Origin of the sequence: Klebsiella aerogenes (assembly GCA_029027985.1) — a bacterium.
Lineage (GTDB): Bacteria > Pseudomonadota > Gammaproteobacteria > Enterobacterales > Enterobacteriaceae > Klebsiella > Klebsiella aerogenes_A.
The window spans coordinates 768,865-792,411 of record CP119076.1 but is presented as its reverse complement, the minus strand read 5'-3'; the positions used below and the strand labels follow the sequence as shown (position 1 = coordinate 792,411).

The window sequence follows — 23,547 nt, the reverse complement described above, 5'->3', positions numbered from 1 at the left end:
GCGGGCAGTCGGTAGCCCAGCTAAACGCAGTGCAAGCCGGGAATTGCCCTGGAAATGACGCTATTCCTCAAATTAATACAACGTCTTCTGCGGCGGACCGGCAAAGCGCAGCGCGCCGATCTGGCCCATTTTGATTTCCACCACCGACGGCCCCGGCATCGCCAGCGCTTCGGTCATCACCGCCTGGAAATCCTCCGCCCGCTCAACGCTCCACGCCTGCAGGCCGATCGCCTGCGCCAACAGCGTAAAGTCCGGAGTATGCAGCTCGTTGTAATACTGACGGCCACCAAAATACTTATCCTGAATGCCGCGCATCACGCCGTAGCCGCCGTCATTCATAATCAGCAGCGTCACGTTCGCCTTCTCCTGCGCCAGCGTCGCCAGTTCGCCAAGGTTCAGGCTCAGGCCGCCGTCGCCGACCAGGCCGACCACTTTGTGCTGCGGATTGGCAATCGCGGTGCCGATCGCCATCGGCAGCCCCATGCCGATGGCGCCTGCCAGCGAATGAATATTCATCAGCGGGCCATGCGCACGGAACAGACGGCTGCCCCACAGGCTGCCGGACACGGTAATATCACGTACCAGAATACCGTCATCCGGCAACGCCTGAGCAATCGCATCATTCAATTTGGCATAGGCGCCGCACTGTTCGCGCAGCCCATGTTCCGCGACCGCCACCGCTTCTTTAAGCTGGTTATCCCACTGCGCGTTACCCCACATTCTGCCCTGCACTCTCTCCGCCAGCGCGCTTAATAACGCGCGGCAGTCCGCGACCAACGTATTGTCCATCAGGTAGTTACGGCTAGCCGCCGCCGGATCGATATCAATCTGCACCCGCGGCGTCGGTAGTTCCAGCGTCCATGAGCGCGTTTCGTTACTGCGCAGTCGCGAACCGGCAACCAGGGTGAAATCACATTGTGAGATCAGCGCTTCAACCGACGGTGAATTATGGAACGCGCGCAGGCTGGCGCGATGACTATCCGCCAGGATACCGCGGCCATGGGTGCTGGAAATCACTGTCACCCCGGCATCCGCGAGCGCTTTCACGGCTTCACCGCTCTCTAAAGCGCCGCCGCCGAGCCACAGCAGCGGCTGCTTCGCCTGCTTAAGTTGAGTCCACAGCGCATCAACCATCGACGCTTCCGGTGCCGCAGACGGGGCGGTTTTTAACGGCGCGGTAAGCAGAGAAAGCGGAATTTTCGCACTTTGAATATCAATGGGGATCTCCACCGAGACCGGGCCGCACGGCGGCGTTTGCGCTTCCTGAATCGCTTTATGCAGGATAGCCACCGCCTGGTTGGCGTTGCTGATGCGATAAGCGCGCTTCGAGCTGGCTTTCAGGAAGGTCAGCTGATCGCGGGTTTCATGGATAAAGCCGGTGTCGGCATCCAGCCAGGCCTTTTCGACTTGTCCGGTAAGGTGCAGCAACGGCGTACAGGCGTTCATCGCCTCCACCAGCGCGCCGACCGCGTTGCCCGCGCCTGCGCCGGTACTGGTCAATGCGACGCCCAACCCGGAAAAACGCCCGTGGGCGTCGGCCATGGTCACCGAACCGGCTTCGCCGCGCGCCGGGACAAAGCGGATTTTTTCCCGCTGGCCGACGGCATCGGCAATCGGCAGGTTGTGAATAGAAATGACGCCATAGATGGCTTCAACGTGATACTGCTCCAGCGTTCTGGCGATGGCATCGCCGACGGTAATCATTTCGCTCATAACTTACCCTTTTCTCAGTCGCACCAGCGGTTGACGCTATTACCCGTCGCCAGATAAATGCTCTTTTGTTGCATCCAGGCTTTCAGACCCTGGATACCTTTTTCGCGGCCCAGGCCGCTCTCTTTAAAGCCCCCAAACGGGGTCGAAATGGAGAAAACCTTGTAGGTGTTGATCCACACCGTACCGGCTTCCAGTTGTTCGCTCAGACGCAGAGCGCGGCCGGTATCGCGCGTCCAGATCCCTGCCGCCAGCCCGAAGACCGAATCGTTGGCTTCGCGGATCAGCGTCGCTTCATCGCTAAAGCGCATCGCCACCAGCACCGGTCCAAAGATCTCTTCCTGACAGACGCGAGCCTGGTTATTCAATCCCTCAATGATCGTCGGCTGGAAATAGCTGCCTGTCGCCAGCGCCGGATCCGCCGGGATCTCGCCGCCGCACAGCACATTGCCGCCTTCGCGCTTCGCCAGTTCGACGTACTCCAGCACGCTCTGGCGGTGCTTGTCGTTAATCAGCGGTCCAACGTGGGTATCGGCGCTAAACGGATGGCCGACCCGCAGACCGCGGGTTAATTCCAGCAGCCGGGACATTAATGGCGAATACACTTTTTCATGGACAAACAAACGCGAACCCGCGATGCAGGCCTGGCCGCCAGAGCTGAAAATGCCGTAGCAGATGCCCCGTGCCGCCTGTTCGATATCCGCGTCTTCCAGGACGATGGTTGGCGATTTTCCGCCCAGCTCCAGCGATGCCGGAATCAGTTTTTCCGCCGCTACGTGCGCCAGATGGCGTCCGGTGCTGGTGCCGCCGGTGAAGGAAATTTTGCGCACTTTAGGATGACGAGCCAGCGCATCGCCAATAATCGATCCTTTCCCCGGCAGTACGCTGAGTAACCCGGCTGGCAGTCCGGCCTGTTCAAAGATCTTCGCCAGTTCCAGCGCCATCAGCGGCGTCGCTTCCGCCGGTTTGAGGATCACCGCGTTACCAGCGGCGATCGCTGGCGCAACCTTCTGCATTTCGCTGGCGATCGGCGAGTTCCACGGGGTGATCGCCGCCACCACGCCCAGCGCTTCATAACGGCTAAGGGTCAGCAGATCCGCCTGACGCGGCGTCGGCAGTTCGCCTTCCAGCAGTTCGCAGGCGGCGGCAAAATAGCGTGCGGTGCCCGCCGCGCTCATCACCAGTCCGCGCGTTTCCGCCAGTGGCTTGCCGTTGTCGCGGCTCTGCTTGCGGGTTAATTCATCGGCTTGCGCTTCAATCAGATCGGCAACCTTATGCAGGATCTTCGCCCGCTGATGTGGCAGCATCGCGCGCCACGTCGGTTCCCGCCAGGCGCGATCCGCGCAGTCGATCGCCTCTTCCAGATCGTCGAGGCTTGCCGCATGCAGCGCCGCGTTAACGGAGCCATCCGCCGGAAACTGGCTGTGCATCAGGTTGCCGCCGCCGCGCCGCCACTGGCCGCCGATAAAAATATCTAATTCGTCCATCTCAGCCTCTCTGCATTACGCCAGTTCGCGACAGGCGCGTACCGCGCTCAGTGCCGCCAGGGTCGATGTTTTCGGATTGCTGGCGAGCGGCAATCCGCTCAATTCCAGATGAAACTCGCCGAACAGCCCTTCAGCATGTAGCGTATGGGTGTTGCGTTGGGTCGCCGGATCCACCATCAGTTGCACCCGGGTGGCGTCAAGACCAATGCCGCCCAGCGCAATCGTCGCCGCCACGTTGGCATTCGCCGGGAACAGCCGCGCCGCTTCGCGCGCGCTGCCCTCAAAGAAAATGCGCGCTTCATTGACCGCGTTGAGGTCAATAAGCTGCTCGGCATAGCTGCCGCGCCAGCTGGCCGGGCTCTTACGCGACTGATAGGTCACCCGCTCAAGGCCGCCCTCTTTCGCCGCCGCCAGGCCATCGATCGCAGCGACCGCGCCGGCCAACAGCGTCAGCTTACCGCCCGCCTGACGTAAGCGTTGTTCCAGCTCGCTATCGGCTAGCGCGCCGGTCGAGATCACCGCCAGATGCCAGCCGCGAGCCAGCACCGCTTCGCCGTACTGCGCCACCGCCTGCTGGCTGGCGCATTCCAGCACCAGATCAGGTGTCTCATCGCATTGCAGCGGATCGCTGAGCGGCGTTACCGTCTGGCCAAACTGCTGGCGAATGGCCTCATGATGCGGTTCGCGCGCAACGATCCATCCCAGAGCCACGCCTGACGGCAAGCGTTCAATGACCGCCTGCGCCATCGCGCCGTAGCCAATTAACATGACCTTTTTCATGTTCTTTCCTTACAGGTGGCGGCAGAAGCCGCCGGAAACATCCAGCGCCGCGCCGGTGGTGAATGATGCCAGCGGCGAAGCGAGAAACAGCAGCGCCTGCGCCGGTTCCTGCGGCTTGCCGAGGCGCGCCATCGGGATCCCACGCTTACGGGCAATATCAGCAGTCCACTGCGGCCAGCTCTGGCTCTTATCGCTGCGATTTTCGAAACGGCGCTGCCACTGCCCGGATTCAACCATCCCCAACAGAATCGAATTCACGCGAATGCCTTTATCGACCAGCTCTTTCGACAGGGTCAACGTCATATTGAGCAACGCCGCGCGGGCAGCGGAGGTGGCGATCATGTGCTCTTCCGGCTGCAGCGCCAGCAGCGAGTTCACGCAGGTGATAGAGGCGATATCCGACTGCTCAAGCTGCGGCTGAAAGGCCTTCACCGGATTGATTACCCCGAACAGTTTCAGTTCGGCTTCGTGCAGCCAGGCTTCGCGCGGCGTATCGGCGAAGTGGGCGACATAGCCCTGGCCGGCGTTGTTAATCAGCATGTCGGCACCGCCGAAACGCGCGGCTACCGCGGCAGCAAACTCCTGAACCTCCGTTTCATTCAGGACATCGCAGCGCCAGGAAAACACCTCTCCTTCAGGATATTCGTTCTGCAGCGCCGCGTGGGCGCTGGCCAGCCGGTCTGGATTGCGGCCGCAAAAGGCGACTTTCGCCCCTTCGCCCAGCAGCAGACGCAACGTCTCGAAGCCGATCCCTGACGATCCGCCGGTGACCACCGCGACGCGTCCTTCAATTTGTGCATTCATCGCGCACCTCTTCCTCTATGCGTAAAAGCTGTTGGTTAAAAAACGTTTCGTTATCGAGATAGCTGGCGTGCCCGGCCCGCGGGATGGCGGTATAAGGTACGCCATAGCGCAGCGCGACCCCTTGCACCAGCTCCGGCTGGGTAATGGCATCTTGTTCGCCGCACCACACGGCAAAGCGGCCGCGGTAGTCGGCAAGCCAGCGGTGAATGTCGTCATGCGCCAGCATCCAGGCTGCGGCGAGATAACCTTCGCTGCGCAGCCTGCGCATGCCTGCCGCCACCGTCGCCACATCGGTCTCGCGCGCGCCGGGACGCAACAGCTTCGCCGCCCGCCCCTGCGCCATCGCCTCGCCGCCCTGCGCCATCTGCTGCTGACGTCCCTGCCAGACTTTTTCCCGCTGCCCGGCCTCCGCCTGACCGTAGCCCTGCGCAACATCGGCGAGCACCAGGTAAAGCACGCGTTGTGGATATTTCGCGGCAAAAGCGGCCGCCACCAGCGCGCCCAGAGAATGGCCGACCAGTACGGTTTGTCGCACCCCGGCGCGATCCAACATCCGCGCCAGCGCGTCGGCGTAATCGCCGGCGTCCGCCTGCGCCGTCGGGAGCATCGGGCTTTCGCCATAACCGGGCATGTCCCAGGCCAGTACGCGGTAGCCGGGCAACGCCATCTGTTTATGCCAGGAGGCTGCACCGGAACTGATGCCGTGCAGCAGCGTCAGCGGAATGCCGCTTCCTTGTTCACGAAAACCCGTCATCATGGCTCCTTAGTTACGTTTTACTTTCGACAGCGGATGATCTTCCGGGTAGGTCGGAATATGCGGCTTCGGCGTACCAAGCATCACGCACATCAGCGCCTCTTCTTCGCCGTGGTTGAACAACCCGCGGTAAATACCGGCCGGTACCGAAATCAGGTCGCGTTCGCGCAGCACAGTCTCGGTGTAGTTGTCGCCATCCTGAATCATCAGGGTGATCTGCCCTTTGAGCATGAAGAACACCTCTTCCACATCATCATGCAGATGCAGCGGGCCTTCGCATTTGGACGGCAACACCATGGTGGAGAAGGTGAAATGCTCCGCCTGGACGGTATTGGTGTCGCTGGCGACGCCGGTGGCGCCGGTACCGATGTAGCGCATCTGCGCACGGCGATATTTCGGGTCGAAATCGGCCTGGAACTTCAGCGCATTCCAGTCGTATTTACGGCCTTCAAAGCGCGCGATACGCGACTCCACCCACTCTTCCATCGTCAGATGTTCAGGTTTCAGACCCTGTTTTGCAGTTACGGTTGAATCAGTCATCGTTTTATCCTCAGTAACGTCTCAGCAGCGGCAGTAACAGGACGCAGCCCACCGCCGCCATCACCGCCAGAAAAATCAGCCCGGAATCCATGCTATGAGTGAAGGCGATAAGCGCGCCCATCACCGCCGGCGATAACGCCCCGGCAAAGTTTCCCAGCCCGTTGAAAATCCCACCCGCCGTGGCGCTGACCCGTGGATGGGTCGCTTTAGCCAGCAGCGCGAAAATGTTCGGCGCACCGGTGCCCCACATAAAGGTGCTAAAGCTCATCGCCGCGATCACCGGCAGCGGGGTCGTGAAGTGCATCACCGCCGCCAGGCCGATTCCCGCGCCCGCCAGGGAAATAAAGCAGGCGGCGGCGCGCTTATCGACGCGGTCAGACAGCCAGGCGCCGATGATTTCGCCAAGCAACATGGCGATAAACGGCATCGACGACATCCAACCGGCGTGCTCAAGATGAATGCCTTTGCCTTTAATCAGATAACCCGGCAGCCAGCCGTTGATCCCCCACAGATAGGCGAGAAAAGCGATGTTGAAGATGCAGATCATCCAGAAGTGCGGGCTAACAAACAGCTCGCGGCGCGCGCTGCGGCGCTCTTCCTGCGAGGCTGTGCTGCTGGTTTTTGCCGCCAGTTGCACCCCACGCAGTCCGATACGCACAAAAATCAGTACCGGCACCGTCAGCATCGCCATCGCAAAGAAGGTACTCTGCCAGCCAAAGGTGTTAAGCAGCCAAATCGACAGCGGGAAGCCGATCGCCGCGCCCACCGGCGTACCGAGCAGCCACAGCATGGTGGCGCGAGCCTGCAGATGCTGCGGGAACGTGTGGCGCACCACGGCGAACGCCAGCGGGAACAGCGGCCCTTCGGCGATCCCCAGCAGAACGCGCAGCGTCACCATCAGCGCATAGTTGTGGGTGAAGCCCATCATCACCATCAACACGCACCACACCGCCATCATCCCGGTGAGTAAACGCAGCGGCGCGATACGGTCGCCCAGGCCGCTTAACAGCACCGAAGAGAAACCGTAGCTCAGCAGGAAGGCGCTCATCAGAATGCCTAGCCGGGTGGTGTCAAAATCGATCCCCATCGCCTGCTGGAAGTGGCTATCGGAAAACAGTGCGGCAATGCTGATTTTGTCGAAGAATGCCAGCAGTACGCATGACAGCAGCGACAGCGGAATGGCCCAGCGAACCGCCTTTTCAGGCGTGCGGACACCCTCGCCGCTCGCCTCAGCTGGCGCGGCGTTAGTCTCTAATGTGGTCATGTCTCCCCCTTAAGGGTTCGCGTGGTTTATCGCAATGACATCAGCGAGAAAGTCAGATCGGCGAGCGGAACGTCCGAAAGATCCCTCCCCGCCGCCATCCAGCGCTTCGCCAGCTTGACGGTGCGCGCATCGTTAAACGCCACCAGTTGGCTTAAGCGCCCATCGGCATTAAGGGAGAAATAAAGCGCTCCCTTCGGATCGTCGCGCACGATGGTACGGCTGCCCGCCTGCGGTATGCCGAGGATCTGGATATTGCGATCGTATTGATCCGACCATAGCCACGGCGCTTCGTCGTAGCCGTCGGCCTGCGAATTGAGCATCGCTTTCGCCGTTGCGACCGCCTGATTTTGCGCGAAGGCCCACGACTGAATGCACAGACCGTATTGATGGTGTTGGGCGACATCGCCGGCGGCGAAAATCGCCGCATCGCTGCTACGACCCTGCGCATCGACAACGATCCCGCGTTCAATCGCCAGACCGGCCTCGCGCGCCAGTTCGAGATTCAGATCGACGCCGATCCCCACGACCACCGCGTCGAAGGTTTCCCGCTGGCCGTCGCAGTGCAGCGTCGGCAGACCGTCATCATCTTCCAGTTCCAGCGCGCCGCAGCCGCAGCGGATATCTACACCCTGCTCGCGGTGCAGTTGCGCCAGCGCCTGCGAGACTTCCGCGCTCACCGAGCGCATGCACAGCGCGGGTTGCTGCTCGTAAAGCGTCACCGCGACGCCGCATTTACGCGCCGAGGCGGCGATTTCGAGGCCGATCCAGCCGCCGCCGACGATCGCCAGGCGCGTGGCCGACGCCAGCTGCTGCTTCAGGCGCTGCGCATCCTGCCAGTGACGCAGGGTATAAACCTGCGGATGCTGCGCCCAGGCGTCGCCCGGCAGGCGCGCGCGGCCGCCGGTGGCGATCAGCAGTTGGTCATAAGCCAGCGTTTCGCCGTTGCCGAGCGCCAGCGTTTTATTATCGCGATCGATAGATTCCGCACGCAGCGGGCGGAACCAGGTGAGGTTCAACGCCTGCTGCGCCTCTTCGCTGAATAAGCGCGGCAGCGTTGGCTCGGCTTCCAGCAGTGCCGCTTTCGACAACGGCGGGCGCTCGTAAAAGTCCCATTCTTCTTCGGCGACCACGCAAATCTCGCCGTTAAATCCTTCATCACGCAGCGTTTTCGCTGCCCAGCCGCCCGCCTGGCCGCCGCCGATAATCACAATCCGCGCCGTCATACCGCCTCCGGTTTTTTCTGCTGGCGACGGGTATCGTGGTCAATACCGCCTTCCACCGCCCATTCGGTAAAGGAGACTAATGAGTGTTCCAACTCGCGCGGCTGCCAGTTCTCCGTCAGGTAGTCATCGTTGGTGTAGTACTCAAAAGCGCCGCCGGTCGGGCTGTTGACGTACCAGAAATAAGCGGAAGAAACCGGGTGACGACCTGGGCCGATAAAGGTGCTCCACTCATTTTTGTTCATCGCAATGCCGCCGCCGATCACTTCATGAATATCGCGCACGGTAAACGCGACATGGTTAAGCCCGCGTTTACGATTCGGCAATTGCAACAAGAAGAGATTGTGGTGGCCGCCGCGTACGCCGCAGCGCAGGAACACCGCACGGTTGATGTAGCGGTCTGAGACCTGGAAGCCGAGCACTTCGCGGTAGAAGCTTTCCACCGCCGCCAACTCTTCAACGAAAAACACCACATGGCCGACGTTGATTGGCTGCGCGCGGTCGTAAACCGGGCTCGGGGTATCGATGCGGCGAACATCGCCCCACTGGTTGATGGGCTCGACGTTCAGTTCCACCGCCGTCTGCTGGCTGACCTGCACCCGCAGCGTCATGCCGTTGGGATCGCGGCATTCCAGCGCGCCATCAACGTCACGGAAGCCGGGTTGCTGCGCAAGCTTCGGGCGCAGCGCATCCAGCGCCGCCTGGTCCGCTACGCCCCAGGTCATGCGGCGTAGCGTATTGCCCGCTTCAAAAGCCGGCGGCAGGTCGGCGGCGTCGGTTGGATTAAGCTCGACGCGCGCGCCGCTGAGTGTAGTAAACGCACGCCCGCTGGCGTCGCCAGTCAGGCCAAAATCGTGCATAAATTTAGCGCTATGGCTCAGGTCATCTACGCCAAATTCCAGCTTTTCAATTCCGGTAATACTCATTGTTCGTCGCCTCTTTACCGTTCATTCGCCCAAATTTGGGCGTAAAACATGCCCGACGCACTCAAGCGCCTGCCGTTAAGTTGTTGATTTAACTTGCCTGAGACAAATACCCCAGGAAACCGGAAATTTTATCCGCCGCCATGCTGACGTCGTTCTGTAGCCGCTCGCGATCGCTTTGCGGGATCTCGTCCGACGGCACCAGAATACTGACCACCGCCGCTACCCGGCCGCTGCGGTCATACACCGGATAAACAATCGACGAGATGCCGTGGCGGAAGAACGATTCGCCAATCACGTAGCCGCGGGCTTTATCCTGCTGCACCATGTGCCACAGCGCTTCGCGATCGTACAACTGGCCCGGAGTGTTGCCCGGCAGCCGTTCATCCGGGAACAGCTGTTCAAACTCGCTGCGCGGCACATCGGTCAGCAGCATGCGGCCAAGCGACGTGCAGTGCACCGGCAGCCGTGTCCCGACGCTGACCTGATTAATCCGCGAACCGGCGGCGCTGACGCGGGCGATATAGATGATGTCGCGACCATCGCGGATCGCCAGGTGGCTGCTGCACTGGCTGATATCGCGCAGTTGCTCGACAACCGGCTGGCCTACCTGGGCGACATCCAGCGAGGCGATATATTCAAAGCCCAGACGCAGTACGTTCATCCCCAGCGAGAAGGTGTTCGTACGCGTGTTACGTTCGAGGAACCCCATATATTCCAGCGTCTGCACCACGCGGTAGGCAGTCGCTTTCGGCATATCCACCAGCCGATGCAGCTCGGCAAAGGTCAGATCGCGATGCTGCTCGCCAAAAGCCAGCAGCAGCTGTAAGCCGCGCTCAAGACCCGGCACCAGGTACTTCACTTCCTGATCGTTTGCCATACCGCCTCACTGATTAGTTAAAGACAAAACCGCCATTGACCGGGATCAGCTGGCCGGTAATAAACCGCGACAGCTCGCTGAGTAGCCAAACCACGCTGCCGGTGACATCTTCCGGCTGCTGCGCGCCGCTGAGCGCGCGACCATTTTCATACAGCTGATGACGCTCGGCGGGCACGTATTCCGTGGCCTCGACGCGAGTCAGTCCCGGTGCGATGGCGTTGATGCGGATCCGTTTTTCACCCAATTCGCGGGCCATTGAGCGGGTCATCGCAATGACCGCGCCTTTACTGGCGACATAGGCCATCAGCCGCGGCGCGCCCCACAACGCGGTATCCGAGGCGACGTTGACGATCCCGGATCCTTCACGCAGCAACGGTACCGCCGCGCGGGTCACCAGCCAGGTGCCTTTGACGTTGACCGTCATCACCCGATCCCACAGATCCGGATCGTAATCGATCATATTTTTGCCGCCGACGCCGGTGGCCATCGCCGCGTTATTGACTAAACCATCAATCGGTCCCTGCGCGCCGATAGCGCTGAAGACCTGGTCGATCGACTCGCCGCTGGCCAGATCGATAACGTGGGATTCGATACGGTAGCCCTTCTCCTGCAAGCGGTGCGCGCTTTCCGCCAACTCGCCCTGCAGAATGTCGCACATCACCACCGCCGCTCCCTGTTCGGCGCAGGCTTCGGCGAAGTGATAGCCCAAACCGCGCGCCGCACCGCTGACGACAATGCGTTTACCGTTCAGCAGAGCGCTCATCAGGCTGCTCCCTGCTGTTCTTCACGGACCGCCAGCTGCTCTTTCGCCGCTTTCTGCATCATGCGGCGCAGGCGGGAAAGGCCGACGTCATGCTGATAAAGGTATTCGTGGTCGCGGGCATTCGGCGCCAGGCTTTCCAGCACCACGCGATCCTGTTCAAGCACTTCCCAATGCAGCTTTTCCAGACGGTTGCGGTACATGAAGCGCCACAGATCGCGCTGCCAACCCTGCACGCCGCGGATACGCCAGAAGAAGACGCGGCAGTTATCGTTATCTTCCGGAACCACCATGCCGACGATCCAGAAGTGGCCGCCCGGTCCAAAACGTTTTTTGTACGGGATAGACAGGCGCATCCAGTAGGTCCCGCTGTTGCCCAGCTCGACCCAGTCGAAGTTGACGCCGCTCTGCCCTTTTTTCTCGAAGATAAAGCCGGTTTTCGTCGGTTGCAGCACCATGTCGGCTTTGCGATCGCCTTCCGCCATCGAGTGCGATGAGGAGTGCAGATAGGTACCGTGCATCGGATCCATCACGTTTTCCAGCGCGTACTGGTAGTTACATTTCCACGCCGCGGTACACAAGAAGTTGCTGTATTTGTCGCTATCGGCCAGTTCTTCCGGGAAGCTCAGTTCATCAGGCTGCTGGTCAGCGGTGACGCCGAACCACAGGAAAATAGCGCCGTGCGCTTCCTGCACGTTGTAGCTGCGAACGCACTGCTGGCCGACCAACGGGCAGCGATCAACCGCCGGAACGTCTTTCACTTCGCCGTTGCCGGCCACTTCCACGCCGTGGTACCAACAGGCAATACGATCGCCTAAGTTCCAGCCCATCGACAGGCGCGCGCCGCGGTGCGGGCAGCGGTCTTCCAGCGCCTGCACCTGACCGTCTTTATTACGCCAGACCACGATCTGCTCGCCGAGGCGGGTAATGCCCACCGGCGCTGACTGCACTTCCCAGCTCGCCAGTACCGGATACCACAGGCCGCGTAACCCTTTATCAAGATAGTTTTGTACCGTTGTCGTCATCGCTGTGTCCTCAGTATCCGTTTACCTGCAAAAATGCCTGGAAGCTGCTTTCGCTCCACGGTTCACCCTGCTGGTCGTGCATTCTGACGCCGTTCAGGCCGTTCACCAGCTCGCCCAGGCTTTCCGCGCCCTGCTCAAAGAGCGTTTCCAGGGTGGCGATAAGCTGAAGCTCCCAGTTTTCCGGCACCCGGCTGCGGGTTTGCCAGATCAGATTGTGGTAGTCGCCAGGCTTATGAATATTGCCGTTGCCGCCTTCCGCCGGCGGCGTAAACTGACGGCTTTCCGGCAGCGCCGGGTTGAAGTCCAGGGATTCGCTCATGCCACGTTCTCCTCGATAAAGGTAATCTGGATCTGATTGTCGTAGACCCGCACCGGGTAACGATTCAGGTTACGGCCGCCAGGGCCGTGAAGACATTGGCCGGTTTTGACGTCGAATACCGCTTCATGCAGCGGACACTCCACCTTACCGTCCTCGACAAAGCCCTGGCTCAATAACGCATAAGCATGAGGGCACACGTCTTCCAGCGCGTAATACTCACCATCAATCAGATAAATACCGATTTCTTTACCGTCGATATTGCCGCTAAATGGGAAATCTTCCTGTACTTGCTCCGCGTCACATACGCCTATCCAGCTCATCGCAATCCTCCAGGCTTTGTTTCATATATGAAACTCTGTTTCTTATTTAATACGGTCAATATAAAAGCGATGAATATTTCGTCAAGCGTTAATGTGACAGAGTTGTTAATGATCGGCGGTTTAATTAGCTAACTGTGCAATCGATCACGAAAAAATGCAGCCAGATGAAATGATGATATTTAAAGCGGTGATCCATCATAAATAAAACGGCCGCTTCAGATTTTGTATTTAGCTATTGACTTCTTTTTATGACGATCATTAAAAATGAGCATGATGGCGAGATAGAGAGTTTCACCTATGAAACAATAGTTAAATTTATTGTTTATAAACAATGAGTTTCACTGGTGAACCATTTTACAATAGTGACTATTTCCGCCGTAAAAAAATAATAATCAACATTTATTAAATCGAGAGAAGAGAAAAATCATGGCGGCAAGATGGCAAGGAACAATAGCATTACTTTTGTTAATAATTATTTCCTACATCGATCGGGTAAATATCTCCGTGATGATTCTCAACCCCGATTTTGCCACGCACTTTCAGTTAAATGAAAACAGAATGTTACAAGGCATGCTGATGACATGCTTTCTTCTGGGTTATGGATTTTCGGCATTATTATTAACTCCGGTTATAGAAAGTAAACTGCATTACCGTCAGGGATTGTTAAGCAGTATTGCTATATGGGCGCTGGTTTGCGCGATATCGCCGCTGCTGGGCTCGCTGATGGGAATGTTAATCGCGCGGATCATACTAGGGGTTGCCGAAGGGCCGCTATTTTCACTGAAAACCCGCTTTATCAGCGATAACTTCGCCGCCGATGAGATTGGTAAACCCAACGCCGTGACTGCGCTCGGCGTGTCGCTGGGGCTGGCGGTGGGTTTCCCGCTGGTCACCTGGCTGATGGCCCACGTCGGGTGGATGGGGTCGTTTTACGCCCTGGCATTGTTGAACCTGCTCCTCGGCGGCGGCTTAATCTGGCGCTTTCTCCCCGCCCCTGCAATCAGTGAACGCCGTGCGAAACCGGGCTTTATCCAGACCTTTGCTCTCGCCTGGCGCACGCCGTTGCTCGGCTGGATCCTGCTGGTGGAGATCGCCACCCTCAGCTATCTGTGGGGCAGCAGCGCCTGGTTGCCGGCCTGGCTGCGCGACGAACATCACTTTTCGCTGCAGGCAACCGGCCTATTGGCGGCAATGCCTTTCCTGCTGAGTCTGGGATCGAAACTTCTCGGCGGGGTGATCCTCGATAAGATGCGCCCGGAGCAGGCGCCGCTGCTGTTTATCATCGGCGGTCTGCTGACCGCTCTTTCAGTGCTGGCACTGATGCTCAGCCAGCAGCCGGCGATGCTGGCGCTGTTTATGCTGTCGGCGAACGTTTTCTGGGGATTGCAGGGGGCGGCGATCCCGGCGGTCGTCCAGCACCATGCCCCGCGTGAAGCGGTAGGCAGCGCTTATGGGATCATTAACGGCATTGGCAATATCTGCGCGGCGTTTATTCCGCTGTTGATGGGAATGGTGATGAAATCGGCAGGATCGGTGAGTTCAGGATTTTCAGTGCTGGTGGTATCGCAGCTGATGACGCTGTGCGCCGGAGGGGTACTGCTGCTGCGTATGCGTCGCGCAGCAGCAGTAAACGCTTAAAACTATTCGCCTTTCTTCGCCGCCTGAATATAAAGCATCTCCAGCGCCAGAGTCGCCGCCGCCAGGGCGGTGATTTCGGACTGGTCATAGGCCGGAGCCACTTCCACCACATCCATCCCGACGATATTCAGATCCTTCAGGCCGCGCACCAGTTTGATCGCGCGGTCGGAGGTCAGCCCGCCGATCACCGGCGTACCGGTCCCCGGGGCAAACGCCGGATCCAGACAGTCGATATCAAAGGTCAGGTATACCGGCATGTCGCCGACGATCTTCTTCACCTGAGCAATAATGTCATCGACGCCGCGATCGTTAACCTGACCGGCATCAAGCACGGTAAAACCGTTGTCTTTGTCGAATTCGGTACGGATACCAATCTGCACGGAGTGGTTCGGATCGATCAGCCCTTCGTTCGGCGCGGTGTAGAACATGGTGCCGTGGTCAAATTCACAGCCGTTCGCGTAGGTATCGGTATGGGCATCGAAGTGCACCAGCGCCATTTTGCCAAAGTGCTTAGCGTGGGCGCGCAGCAGCGGCAGCGTGACGAAGTGGTCGCCGCCGAAGGAGAGCATGCGCTTACCGGCCGCCAGCAGCTTCTCGGCATGGGCCTGCAGCTTCTCACTCATTTCGCGCGCGTCGCCGAAGGCATACACCAGATCGCCGCAGTCCACGACATTCAGGCGCTCGCGCATGTCGAAGTTCCACGGGAAGCGGTTGTGTTCCCAGGCGAGGTTGGTCGAAACCTGGCGGATAGCCGCCGGGCCATGACGGCCGCCTGCGCGCCCGGAGGTCGCCATATCGAACGGTACGCCGGTGATGACCCAATCCGCGTCGCTGTCATACGGCATGAAGTTCATCGGCAGACGCAGAAAACCAAATGCGTTGGATACCAGGGAGTTATCGTATTGATGACCTAAAGTGCTCATGTCCTGACCTCTTTTAAAGTCGATACATTAAAAACAGATGAAAAAAAATCCCCTCCGCGTCGTTAAACCCGACGAGGAAGGGATTGATTCGTAAATCGCTTATTGGAGTGAATTATCGCCGTTAATTCATACGGGTTCAAGAGAGTATAGCAAACGCCGAACCGGCCGCTGGCTTACGCCCGTAGGCCCGGCAAGCGCAGCGCCGCCGGGTAACAACGATTACTCGTCTTCCAGATAAGTGTATCCGTACAGCCCTGCTTCAAACTCTTCGAGGAACTGCTGCTGCAGCTCGGCGTCGAGGCCGGTGTTTTTCACCTGATCGCGGAACTGGGTCAGCAGCGTATTCGGATCCAGCTGCACGTACTGCAGCATATCCGCCACGGTATCGCCCTCATCGGAAAGCTCAACCTCAACGCTGCCGTCAGGGAAGACGAAGACGTCTACCGCTTCGGTGTCGCCGAACAGGTTGTGCATGTTGCCGAGGATCTCCTGATAGGCGCCGACCATAAAGAAGCCCAGCATTGGCGGGTTCTCCGGGTCGTATTCCGGCATCGGCATGGTGGTGGCGATACCGTCGCCATCGACGTAATGATCGATCGCGCCATCGGAGTCACAGGTGATATCCAGCAGCACCGCACGACGTTCCGGCGACTGGTTCAGCCCTTCCAGCGGCATCACCGGGAACAGCTGATCGATACCCCAGGCATCCGGCATCGACTGGAACAGCGAGAAGTTGACGTAGATTTTATCCGCCATACGTTCCTGCAGCTCGTCGATAATCGGACGATGCGCGCGGTTGCTCGGGTCGAGCTGCTTCTGCACTTCATGGCACATGTTCAGATACAGCTGTTCTGCCCACGCGCGCTCCTGCAGATTGAACGTACCGGAGGAATAGCCGATATGAATATCGTGCAGATCCATCTGGCTGTCGTGCAGCCATTCGCGCAGCGAGCGACGATTGCCGGTTTCGTGCATCTCCAACCAGGTTTCCCACATACTCTGCAGCGGACGCGCAGCGTCATTCGCTGGCGGGGTCGCCTCGGTGTATTCGTTACGCTCAACGCCGATGATGTTGGACACCAGCACGGTGTGGTGCGCGGTCACCGCGCGGCCGGATTCGGTGATCACCGTCGGGTGCGGCAGGCCATTTTCTTCACAGGCATCGCCGATTGCCCAAATGATATTGTTGGCATATTCATTCAGGCCATAGTTGACCGAGCAGTCGGACTGCGAGCGGGTCCCTTCGTAGTCCACGCCTAAACCGCCGCCGACGTCGAAACACTGGATGTTGACGCCCAGCTTATGCAGTTCGACGTAGAAACGCGCCGATTCACGCACGCCGGTGGCGATATCGCGAATATTGGCCATCTGCGACCCCAAATGGAAGTGCAGTAGCTGCAGGCTATCCAGATGCCCTGCCGAGCGCAGAATCTCGACCAGTTGCAGAACCTGCGTCGCCGCGAGGCCGAATTTCGATTTCTCGCCGCCGGAGGACTGCCATTTACCGGAGCCCTGCGAGGCCAGACGCGCACGCACGCCAAGACGCGGCACGACGTTCAGACGCTCCGCTTCTTCCAGCACGATAGCGATTTCCGACATCTTCTCGATGACCAGATAGACCTTGTGGCCCATCTTCTCGCCCACCAGCGCCAGGCGGATGTATTCACGGTCTTTATAGCCGTTGCAGACAATCACGCTGCGGGTCATGCCCGCGTGCGCCAGTACCGCCATCAGTTCGGCTTTCGAACCGGCTTCCAGCCCCAGCGGTTCGCCGGAGTGGATTAATGATTCAATCACGCGGCGGTGCTGGTTTACCTTGATCGGGTAGACCAGGAAGTAGTCGCCGTTGTAGCCGTAGGATTCGCGCGCGCGCTTAAACGCGGCGTTAATCGAACGCAGACGATGTTGCAGGATCTGCGGGAAGCAGAACAGCGCCGGCAGGCGTTGTCCCTGGGCTTCACGCGCTTTGACCAGCTCTGCAAGGTCGACGCGCGCTTCCGGGACGTCCGGATCCGGGCAAACGCTGATATGGCCCAGTTCGTTAACGTCGTAATAGTTATTACCCCACCAGGCAATATTGTAGGTACGTAGCATTTTGCTGGCTTCCTGGGAGCTCATCGCAACCTCCTGCATGGAACGTAATACACCGTGTTCGCCTGCTGACGAAGGCGAACCCAAAGACATGTCGTCAGACATAGCGAACCTCAACTTGTAATATTGACTACTATCGCAGTCGACAGACGCGATAACAACCCATGAACAGCCTTTAATCTCAGCAGATAGTGCTGGCACTGTGGCTGCGCGACCGGTTTCTTATTCATATATAGTAAAACACGTACCCGAACCTGATATGACAGTCCGGAGAAACCACGAGAAAACCCTTGCTATCGCAAGAGCGCCCTTGTTCAGTTTTCAGTAAGCCTGGTGGCCCTGAGATCCTGAGAAGCGCCGAGATGGGTAGAACATCGGCAGGTTTGCACGAAAGAGATGCAGATTGCGGGAAATAAATGCGCGACAGAACGACGCGACGAATCAGGCGAAAAACGTGGGTTCATTATCTACTATCACCTCCACACTGCCCCGAAACGGGCCAGCGACAAGCCAAAGCTATACTTTCCGAACAGCCGACATAAATGCCGCTGCGGGACTCTGTAAAAACAGACTGCTTAACCCGGCTGGAAGTGGCGTCACGAGGTGTGCTTCGTGCGCTTTTTTTAATGAGCCGCGCGCGGCGTTTTATACCGAGAAGCGGGGTAAAATGCAAAATAAAAATACGCCCCTTGCCGGGGTTGTCAGGAAAAATTTCCACTCCGATTTTTCCATTAATGCGGGTGACGTCAAAAAAATGTGGAAATGCGATGAAGTTCTGACCTAAAATAGCCGTCCAGAAGTTAATCCATCTATACTGATTAACACTCAGACTGCTCGTGTCACTACCTGCAAGCTTTGGTAGGGTCATCCATCAAAGCCTCTCTACACAACAGTATGAGCTACACGAATACTCCACAGGTAAAATAAAACATGGCAAAACACCTCTTTACGTCCGAGTCCGTATCAGAAGGGCATCCAGATAAAATTGCTGACCAAATCTCCGACGCCGTGCTGGACGCGATCCTTGAACAGGATCCGAAAGCGCGCGTAGCGTGTGAAACCTATGTCAAAACCGGCATGGTTCTGGTTGGCGGCGAAATCACCACCAGCGCATGGGTCGATATCGAAGAGATCACCCGTAACACGGTTCGTGAAATTGGCTACGTGCATTCCGATATGGGCTTTGATGCCAACTCTTGCGCCGTACTGAGCGCCATTGGTAAACAGTCTCCGGACATCAACCAGGGCGTTGACCGTGCCGATCCGTTGGAACAGGGCGCAGGCGACCAGGGCCTGATGTTTGGCTATGCTACCAACGAAACCGACGTGCTGATGCCAGCGCCGATCACCTACGCTCACCGCCTGGTGCAGCGTCAGGCTGAAGTGCGTAAAAACGGCACCCTGCCGTGGCTGCGTCCGGATGCGAAAAGCCAGGTGACCTTCCAGTATGACGACGGCAAAATCGTCGGCATCGATGCAGTCGTGCTTTCTACCCAACACGCAGAAGATATCGACCAGAAATCCCTGCAGGAAGCAGTGATGGAAGAGATCATCAAGCCGGTTCTGCCGACCGAATGGCTGAATGCGTCTACCAAGTTCTTCATCAACCCAACCGGGCGCTTCGTTATTGGCGGACCGATGGGCGACTGCGGTCTGACCGGTCGTAAGATCATCGTTGATACCTACGGCGGCATGGCTCGTCACGGCGGCGGCGCGTTCTCCGGTAAGGATCCGTCTAAAGTTGACCGTTCCGCAGCCTACGCGGCGCGTTATGTGGCGAAAAACATCGTTGCCGCAGGCCTCGCAGACCGTTGTGAGATTCAGGTCTCCTACGCCATCGGCGTCGCTGAACCGACCTCCATCATGGTTGAGACCTTCGGTACTGAAAAAGTGCCTTCTGAACAACTGACCCTGCTGGTGCGCGAGTTCTTCGACCTGCGTCCGTACGGCCTGATTCAGATGCTGGACCTGCTGCACCCGATCTACAAAGAAACCGCCGCTTACGGTCACTTTGGTCGCGAACATTTCCCATGGGAAAAAACCGACAAAGCCGCCCTGCTGCGCGAAGCGGCTGGCCTGAAATAAGCCCCCCCGCTTTACTGCTGAAGGCCAGCCTCGCGCTGGCCTTTTTGTTGCGCCAGACTCCCCCTGCCAACGCGTTATCATGACGCCTGCGTTTTATATTCTTCACTTAATGAAAGCGATTACATATCAGGAATAAAGCCTGCATTGCATTAGCGCTTCGCCAACGGCAACTCTTTTCACAATGTTACATGAGATGTCGAAAATCGTTATTTCGGCGTAATCCTATGGGCAATAAATGCTATTTATCTATATGATTTAGATATGTTTTTATAGATTACATATCTTTACCTTAGTGTAACCGATTACACAGTCGTGATTGGAATCACATTTTTTTGTCCTCCACTTCCCTACTCTAAACATCGACAGAATCAATAACTCAACTGGAGGGCGTTATGCCTGACAACAAAAAACAAGGGCGTTCGAACAAGACGATGACGTTCTTTGTCTGTTTCCTCGCCGCGCTGGCCGGCCTGCTATTCGGCCTTGATATCGGGGTCATTGCCGGCGCCTTACCGTTCATTGCCCATGAATTCCAGATCAGTGCGCATACTCAGGAATGGGTGGTCAGCTCGATGATGTTCGGCGCCGCCGTTGGCGCCGTCGGCAGCGGCTGGCTCTCCTTCAAACTGGGTCGTAAGAAAAGCCTGATGATCGGCGCGATCCTGTTCGTGGCCGGTTCGCTGTTCTCCGCCGCCGCGCCGAACGTCGAAATCCTGCTGATTTCCCGCATACTGCTGGGCCTGGCAGTTGGCGTCGCTTCTTATACCGCGCCGCTGTACCTGTCGGAAATCGCGCCGGAGAAAATCCGCGGCAGTATGATTTCGATGTACCAGTTGATGATTACCATCGGTATTCTCGGCGCTTATCTCTCCGATACCGCCTTCAGCTATACCGGCGCGTGGCGCTGGATGCTCGGCGTGATTATCATCCCGGCAATCCTGCTGCTGATCGGCGTGATTTTCCTGCCGGATAGCCCGCGCTGGTTCGCCGCCAAACGCCGCTTCGTCGATGCCGAACGCGTCCTGCTGCGCCTGCGTGATACCAGCGCTGAAGCGAAACGCGAGCTGGATGAAATCCGCGAAAGCCTGAAAGTGAAACAGTCCGGTTGGGCGCTGTTCAAAGAGAACAGCAACTTCCGCCGCGCGGTGTTCCTCGGCGTGCTGCTGCAGGTCATGCAGCAGTTCACCGGGATGAACGTCATCATGTATTACGCACCGAAGATTTTTGAACTGGCGGGCTATGCCAACACCACCGAGCAGATGTGGGGCACCGTGATTGTCGGCCTGACCAACGTACTGGCCACCTTCATCGCTATCGGTCTGGTCGACCGCTGGGGCCGTAAACCGACGCTGATCCTCGGCTTTATCGTGATGGCCGTCGGTATGGGTGTGCTGGGCAGCATGATGCATGTCGGTATTCACTCCGCCGCCGCGCAGTACGTCGCGGTCCTGATGCTGCTGATGTTTATCGTTGGCTTCGCGATGAGCGCCGGTCCGTTGATTTGGGTATTGTGCTCTGAAATCCAGCCGCTGAAAGGCCGCGATTTCGGTATCACCTGCTCCACCGCGACAAACTGGATTGCCAATATGATTGTCGGCGCCACCTTCCTGACTATGCTGAATTCTCTTGGCAGCGCCAACACCTTCTGGGTCTACGGCGGTCTGAACGTGCTGTTTATCCTGCTAACGATCTGGCTGATTCCGGAAACCAAAAACGTCTCTCTGGAACATATTGAACGTAACCTGATGCAGGGTCGCCCGCTGCGCGAAATTGGCGCGCGCGAGTAATCTTCTCTCCGCTTCCTCCCTCCCCGGGAGGAAGCTTCTTCTTGCTCTCCTCCGCGCCGCGCACTATTCTCTGGCGCTATGAAAACGTCCCGTATTCCCATAGCCATTCAACAGGCCGTCATGCGTAGCCTGAGGGAACATCTCGCCAACGCCAATCTCAAGTTGGAACGCCATTATGCGGAACCGACGCTGGTCTATCAGCAGCGCGGCACCTCTGCCGGCACCGCGTGGCTGGAGAAAAACGAGATCCGCCTTAACCCCGTACTGCTGCTGGAAAACCAGCAGGCGTTTATCGATGAAGTGGTGCCGCATGAGCTGGCGCACCTGCTGGTATGGAAACACTTTGGCCGGGTCGCGCCGCACGGTAAAGAATGGAAATGGATGATGGAGAGCGTACTTGGCGTTCCCGCCCGCCGTACCCATCGTTTCGAACTCGATTCGGTACGCCAGAATACCTTCCCCTATCGCTGCCAGTGTCAGCAGCATCAACTAACCGTCCGTCGCCATAATCGCGTGGTGCGCGGTGAAGCCACTTACCGCTGCGTCCGCTGCGGCGATCTGTTAGTGGCTGAAAAATAACCTTCAGAATTAATTGGAAACTTTCTGATCTGACTGATTGCATCTAACACCCTCATTCGCTACGTTGCGGGCTCGTTTTGACACGGAGTTTACGATGTCCCGTATACATATTTTTGCCGCAGCGTTATTAAGCGCGGCAGTCAGCAGCCCGCTTGCGGCTGCAGGTATTAATAGTTTTTCCCAGGCGAAAACCGCTGGCGTAAAAGTGAACGCCGACGTCCCTGGCGACTTTTATTGCGGCTGTAAAATCGACTGGCAGGGTAAAAAAGGTGTTATCGATCTGGAATCTTGCGGCTATAAAGTGCGTAAAAACGAAAACCGCGCCAGCCGGGTCGAATGGGAACATGTGGTCCCGGCATGGCAATTCGGCCACCAGCGCCAGTGCTGGCAGGATGGCGGGCGTAAGAACTGCGCCAGGGATCCCGAATACCGTAAGATGGAAAGCGATATGCATAATCTGCAGCCTGCCGTCGGCGAGGTGAACGGCGACCGCGGCAACTTTATGTACAGTCAGTGGAACGGCGGCGAAGGCCAGTACGGTCAGTGCGCCATGAAGGTTGACTTTAAAGATAAGGTCGCCGAACCGCCGGTACGCGCCCGCGGTTCCATCGCCCGCACCTACTTCTATATGCGCGATCGTTATCAGTTGAATCTTTCCCGCCAGCAAACCCAGCTATTTACCGCCTGGGATAAGCAGTATCCGGTGACCTCCTGGGAGTGCGAACGCGACGAACGCATCGCGAAAGTTCAGGGCAACCATAACCCTTACGTCCAACAGGCTTGCCAGGCGCAAAAGAGCTAACCTACACTAGCGGCAATTGTTAATTTGCAAACAGCGTCTTCCCTGTCGTGGGGAGGACGCTGTTTGCGCAAAGAACGGAATATCAAGCATGCGCATTCCTCGCATCCACCACCCGGAACTCATTACGCCAGGCAGCCACATCGCGCTGAGCGACGATGCCGCCAATCACGTTGGCCGCGTCCTGCGGATGGGCAAAGGGCAGGAAATCCAGCTGTTTGACGGCAGCAACCAGATTTTCGACGCGGTCATCACCGAATCCGGCAAGAAAAACGTCACAGTCGAGGTGATTCGCGGCCAGCTCGACGATCGCGAATCCCCGCTGCACATCCACCTCGGCCAGGTGATGTCGCGCGGCGAAAAAATGGAATTCACCATCCAGAAATCGATCGAACTCGGCGTAAGCCTCATAACGCCACTGTTTTCCGAGCGCTGCGGCGTTAAACTGGATGCCGAACGCTTGCAGAAGAAGATTCAGCAGTGGCAGAAAATCGCCATTGCCGCCTGCGAACAGAGCGGCCGTAACGTGGTACCGGAGATTCGCCCGGCAATGCAGTTGGAAGCCTGGTGCGCCGAGCAGGATGACGGCCTCAAGCTCAATCTGCACCCGCGCGCCAGCGCCAGTATTAATACGCTGCCGCTGCCGGTCGAGCGCGTTCGCCTGCTGATTGGCCCGGAAGGCGGCCTGTCGGCGGAAGAAATAGCGATGACCGCTCGCTACCAGTTTACTGATATCTTGTTGGGACCGCGCGTTCTGCGTACTGAGACCACCGCGCTCACCGCCATCACCGCGCTTCAGGTGCGTTTTGGCGATCTGGGCTAAAATCTGGCGCAACGATCCGCAAACACGACAGCGCTA

Annotated in this window: 24 protein-coding genes and 1 pseudogene; 6 read left to right on the top strand and 19 right to left on the bottom strand. The window is 58.1% G+C overall.

The genetic code is table 11. From position 1 onward, the window contains the following. Nucleotides 1-72: 72 nt before the first annotated feature. The 14 genes from PYR66_03860 to PYR66_03795 all read right to left on the bottom strand — a co-directional run bounded on the left by PYR66_03860 (nt 73) and on the right by PYR66_03795 (nt 12,786). Nucleotides 73-1,713 carry a thiamine pyrophosphate-binding protein gene (locus tag PYR66_03860; protein WEF28881.1) on the bottom strand — a complete coding sequence of 547 codons (1,641 nt, stop codon included), beginning with the start codon at nt 1,711-1,713 and terminating at the stop codon, nt 73-75. A 14-nt stretch (nt 1,714-1,727) separates the two neighbouring features. Next, a complete protein-coding gene (locus PYR66_03855; GenBank protein ID WEF28880.1) occupies nt 1,728-3,197 on the bottom strand; it encodes an aldehyde dehydrogenase in 1,470 nt (489 codons plus the stop codon). A gap of 15 nt (nt 3,198-3,212) precedes the next feature. Further along, nucleotides 3,213-3,977 carry an aspartate dehydrogenase gene (locus PYR66_03850; GenBank protein WEF28879.1) on the bottom strand — a complete coding sequence of 255 codons (765 nt, stop codon included), beginning with the start codon at nt 3,975-3,977 and terminating at the stop codon, nt 3,213-3,215. Nucleotides 3,978-3,986: 9 nt separating this feature from the next. Continuing rightward, on the bottom strand, nt 3,987-4,781 hold the full coding sequence (locus tag PYR66_03845) for an SDR family oxidoreductase (GenBank protein ID WEF28878.1): 795 nt from the start codon (nt 4,779-4,781) through the stop codon (nt 3,987-3,989). Then, nucleotides 4,765-5,535: an alpha/beta hydrolase gene (locus PYR66_03840; GenBank protein WEF30348.1), complete on the bottom strand. Its 771-nt coding sequence runs from the start codon at nt 5,533-5,535 to the stop codon at nt 4,765-4,767. The genes PYR66_03845 and PYR66_03840 overlap by 17 nt, the downstream gene beginning before the upstream one ends. Before the next feature lie 9 nt (nt 5,536-5,544). Continuing rightward, nucleotides 5,545-6,075: a cupin domain-containing protein gene (locus PYR66_03835; protein WEF28877.1), complete on the bottom strand. Its 531-nt coding sequence runs from the start codon at nt 6,073-6,075 to the stop codon at nt 5,545-5,547. Between the two features lie 10 nt (nt 6,076-6,085). Continuing rightward, the gene (locus PYR66_03830) at nt 6,086-7,339 is read right to left on the bottom strand and encodes an MFS transporter (protein ID WEF28876.1); all 1,254 of its coding nucleotides are present in this window, start codon (nt 7,337-7,339) and stop codon (nt 6,086-6,088) included. A gap of 26 nt (nt 7,340-7,365) precedes the next feature. Beyond that, nucleotides 7,366-8,562, bottom strand: coding sequence for an FAD-dependent oxidoreductase (locus tag PYR66_03825; protein ID WEF28875.1), 1,197 nt, complete (start codon nt 8,560-8,562; stop codon nt 7,366-7,368). Next, nucleotides 8,559-9,485 (bottom strand): VOC family protein, encoded by a 927-nt coding sequence (locus PYR66_03820; GenBank protein WEF28874.1) that lies wholly within the window; start codon nt 9,483-9,485, stop codon nt 8,559-8,561. The genes PYR66_03825 and PYR66_03820 overlap by 4 nt, the downstream gene beginning before the upstream one ends. 88 nt (nt 9,486-9,573) lie before the next feature. Further along, nucleotides 9,574-10,362, bottom strand: a complete 789-nt coding sequence (locus tag PYR66_03815; GenBank protein ID WEF28873.1) for an IclR family transcriptional regulator — start codon at nt 10,360-10,362, stop codon at nt 9,574-9,576. A 13-nt stretch (nt 10,363-10,375) separates the two neighbouring features. Further along, on the bottom strand, nt 10,376-11,125 hold the full coding sequence (locus PYR66_03810; protein ID WEF28872.1) for an SDR family oxidoreductase: 750 nt from the start codon (nt 11,123-11,125) through the stop codon (nt 10,376-10,378). Beyond that, on the bottom strand, nt 11,125-12,147 hold the full coding sequence (locus PYR66_03805) for an aromatic ring-hydroxylating dioxygenase subunit alpha (protein WEF28871.1): 1,023 nt from the start codon (nt 12,145-12,147) through the stop codon (nt 11,125-11,127). The genes PYR66_03810 and PYR66_03805 overlap by 1 nt, the downstream gene beginning before the upstream one ends. A 10-nt stretch (nt 12,148-12,157) precedes the next feature. Further along, entirely contained in the window at nt 12,158-12,466 is a 309-nt protein-coding gene (locus tag PYR66_03800) for a hypothetical protein (GenBank protein WEF28870.1), read from the bottom strand. Next, nucleotides 12,463-12,786: a non-heme iron oxygenase ferredoxin subunit gene (locus tag PYR66_03795; GenBank protein WEF28869.1), complete on the bottom strand. Its 324-nt coding sequence runs from the start codon at nt 12,784-12,786 to the stop codon at nt 12,463-12,465. Before PYR66_03795 ends, PYR66_03800 begins: the two co-directional genes overlap by 4 nt. Before the next feature lie 426 nt (nt 12,787-13,212). On the opposite strand from PYR66_03795, the gene PYR66_03790 reads away from it, so the two are divergent. Further along, entirely contained in the window at nt 13,213-14,424 is a 1,212-nt protein-coding gene (locus PYR66_03790; protein ID WEF28868.1) for an MFS transporter, read from the top strand. A gap of 2 nt (nt 14,425-14,426) precedes the next feature. On the opposite strand, the gene speB is transcribed toward PYR66_03790, so the two are convergent. The 5 genes and pseudogenes from speB to PYR66_03765 all read right to left on the bottom strand — a co-directional run bounded on the left by speB (nt 14,427) and on the right by PYR66_03765 (nt 18,306). Then, nucleotides 14,427-15,347: an agmatinase gene (gene speB / locus PYR66_03785; protein WEF28867.1), complete on the bottom strand. Its 921-nt coding sequence runs from the start codon at nt 15,345-15,347 to the stop codon at nt 14,427-14,429. Between the two features lie 219 nt (nt 15,348-15,566). Continuing rightward, nucleotides 15,567-17,543, bottom strand: a complete 1,977-nt coding sequence (gene speA, locus PYR66_03780) for a biosynthetic arginine decarboxylase (protein WEF28866.1) — start codon at nt 17,541-17,543, stop codon at nt 15,567-15,569. 8 nt (nt 17,544-17,551) lie between these two features. Then, complete coding sequence (gene yqgB / locus PYR66_03775; protein WEF28865.1) at nt 17,552-17,668, bottom strand: acid stress response protein YqgB; 117 nt, start codon at nt 17,666-17,668, stop codon at nt 17,552-17,554. A gap of 84 nt (nt 17,669-17,752) precedes the next feature. Then, a pseudogene (locus PYR66_03770) lies at nt 17,753-17,851 on the bottom strand (hypothetical protein). A 50-nt stretch (nt 17,852-17,901) separates the two neighbouring features. Then, on the bottom strand, nt 17,902-18,306 hold the full coding sequence (locus tag PYR66_03765; protein WEF28864.1) for a hypothetical protein: 405 nt from the start codon (nt 18,304-18,306) through the stop codon (nt 17,902-17,904). A 62-nt stretch (nt 18,307-18,368) separates the two neighbouring features. Here PYR66_03765 and metK point away from each other — a divergent pair, with 62 nt between their 5' ends. The 5 genes from metK to rsmE all read left to right on the top strand — a co-directional run bounded on the left by metK (nt 18,369) and on the right by rsmE (nt 23,511). Next, entirely contained in the window at nt 18,369-19,523 is a 1,155-nt protein-coding gene (gene metK / locus PYR66_03760) for a methionine adenosyltransferase (protein WEF28863.1), read from the top strand. A 392-nt stretch (nt 19,524-19,915) separates the two neighbouring features. Beyond that, nucleotides 19,916-21,310, top strand: coding sequence for a sugar porter family MFS transporter (locus PYR66_03755; GenBank protein ID WEF28862.1), 1,395 nt, complete (start codon nt 19,916-19,918; stop codon nt 21,308-21,310). Between the two features lie 78 nt (nt 21,311-21,388). Further along, a complete protein-coding gene (locus tag PYR66_03750; protein WEF28861.1) occupies nt 21,389-21,889 on the top strand; it encodes a SprT family zinc-dependent metalloprotease in 501 nt (166 codons plus the stop codon). Nucleotides 21,890-21,983: 94 nt separating this feature from the next. Next, complete coding sequence (gene endA, locus PYR66_03745; protein ID WEF28860.1) at nt 21,984-22,691, top strand: deoxyribonuclease I; 708 nt, start codon at nt 21,984-21,986, stop codon at nt 22,689-22,691. Nucleotides 22,692-22,779: 88 nt separating this feature from the next. Beyond that, nucleotides 22,780-23,511, top strand: a complete 732-nt coding sequence (rsmE, locus tag PYR66_03740) for a 16S rRNA (uracil(1498)-N(3))-methyltransferase (protein WEF28859.1) — start codon at nt 22,780-22,782, stop codon at nt 23,509-23,511. The last annotated feature ends 36 nt before the right edge of the window (nt 23,512-23,547 follow it).

Coding starts and splice junctions, on each gene's coding strand:
- PYR66_03800 (WEF28870.1), bottom strand. CDS start 12,466: ATGAGCGAATCCCTGGACTTCAACCCGGCGCTGCCGGAAAGCCGTCAG.
- PYR66_03795 (WEF28869.1), bottom strand. CDS start 12,786: ATGAGCTGGATAGGCGTATGTGACGCGGAGCAAGTACAGGAAGATTTC.
- PYR66_03750 (WEF28861.1), top strand. CDS start 21,389: ATGAAAACGTCCCGTATTCCCATAGCCATTCAACAGGCCGTCATGCGT.
- PYR66_03820 (WEF28874.1), bottom strand. CDS start 9,485: ATGAGTATTACCGGAATTGAAAAGCTGGAATTTGGCGTAGATGACCTG.
- PYR66_03755 (WEF28862.1), top strand. CDS start 19,916: ATGCCTGACAACAAAAAACAAGGGCGTTCGAACAAGACGATGACGTTC.
- speA (WEF28866.1), bottom strand. CDS start 17,543: ATGTCTGACGACATGTCTTTGGGTTCGCCTTCGTCAGCAGGCGAACAC.
- PYR66_03860 (WEF28881.1), bottom strand. CDS start 1,713: ATGAGCGAAATGATTACCGTCGGCGATGCCATCGCCAGAACGCTGGAG.
- speB (WEF28867.1), bottom strand. CDS start 15,347: ATGAGCACTTTAGGTCATCAATACGATAACTCCCTGGTATCCAACGCA.
- PYR66_03790 (WEF28868.1), top strand. CDS start 13,213: ATGGCGGCAAGATGGCAAGGAACAATAGCATTACTTTTGTTAATAATT.
- metK (WEF28863.1), top strand. CDS start 18,369: ATGGCAAAACACCTCTTTACGTCCGAGTCCGTATCAGAAGGGCATCCA.
- yqgB (WEF28865.1), bottom strand. CDS start 17,668: ATGAATAAGAAACCGGTCGCGCAGCCACAGTGCCAGCACTATCTGCTG.
- PYR66_03850 (WEF28879.1), bottom strand. CDS start 3,977: ATGAAAAAGGTCATGTTAATTGGCTACGGCGCGATGGCGCAGGCGGTC.
- PYR66_03825 (WEF28875.1), bottom strand. CDS start 8,562: ATGACGGCGCGGATTGTGATTATCGGCGGCGGCCAGGCGGGCGGCTGG.
- PYR66_03855 (WEF28880.1), bottom strand. CDS start 3,197: ATGGACGAATTAGATATTTTTATCGGCGGCCAGTGGCGGCGCGGCGGC.
- PYR66_03845 (WEF28878.1), bottom strand. CDS start 4,781: ATGAATGCACAAATTGAAGGACGCGTCGCGGTGGTCACCGGCGGATCG.
- PYR66_03805 (WEF28871.1), bottom strand. CDS start 12,147: ATGACGACAACGGTACAAAACTATCTTGATAAAGGGTTACGCGGCCTG.
- PYR66_03810 (WEF28872.1), bottom strand. CDS start 11,125: ATGAGCGCTCTGCTGAACGGTAAACGCATTGTCGTCAGCGGTGCGGCG.
- PYR66_03765 (WEF28864.1), bottom strand. CDS start 18,306: ATGACCCTACCAAAGCTTGCAGGTAGTGACACGAGCAGTCTGAGTGTT.
- endA (WEF28860.1), top strand. CDS start 21,984: ATGTCCCGTATACATATTTTTGCCGCAGCGTTATTAAGCGCGGCAGTC.
- rsmE (WEF28859.1), top strand. CDS start 22,780: ATGCGCATTCCTCGCATCCACCACCCGGAACTCATTACGCCAGGCAGC.
- PYR66_03840 (WEF30348.1), bottom strand. CDS start 5,535: ATGACGGGTTTTCGTGAACAAGGAAGCGGCATTCCGCTGACGCTGCTG.
- PYR66_03835 (WEF28877.1), bottom strand. CDS start 6,075: ATGACTGATTCAACCGTAACTGCAAAACAGGGTCTGAAACCTGAACAT.
- PYR66_03830 (WEF28876.1), bottom strand. CDS start 7,339: ATGACCACATTAGAGACTAACGCCGCGCCAGCTGAGGCGAGCGGCGAG.
- PYR66_03815 (WEF28873.1), bottom strand. CDS start 10,362: ATGGCAAACGATCAGGAAGTGAAGTACCTGGTGCCGGGTCTTGAGCGC.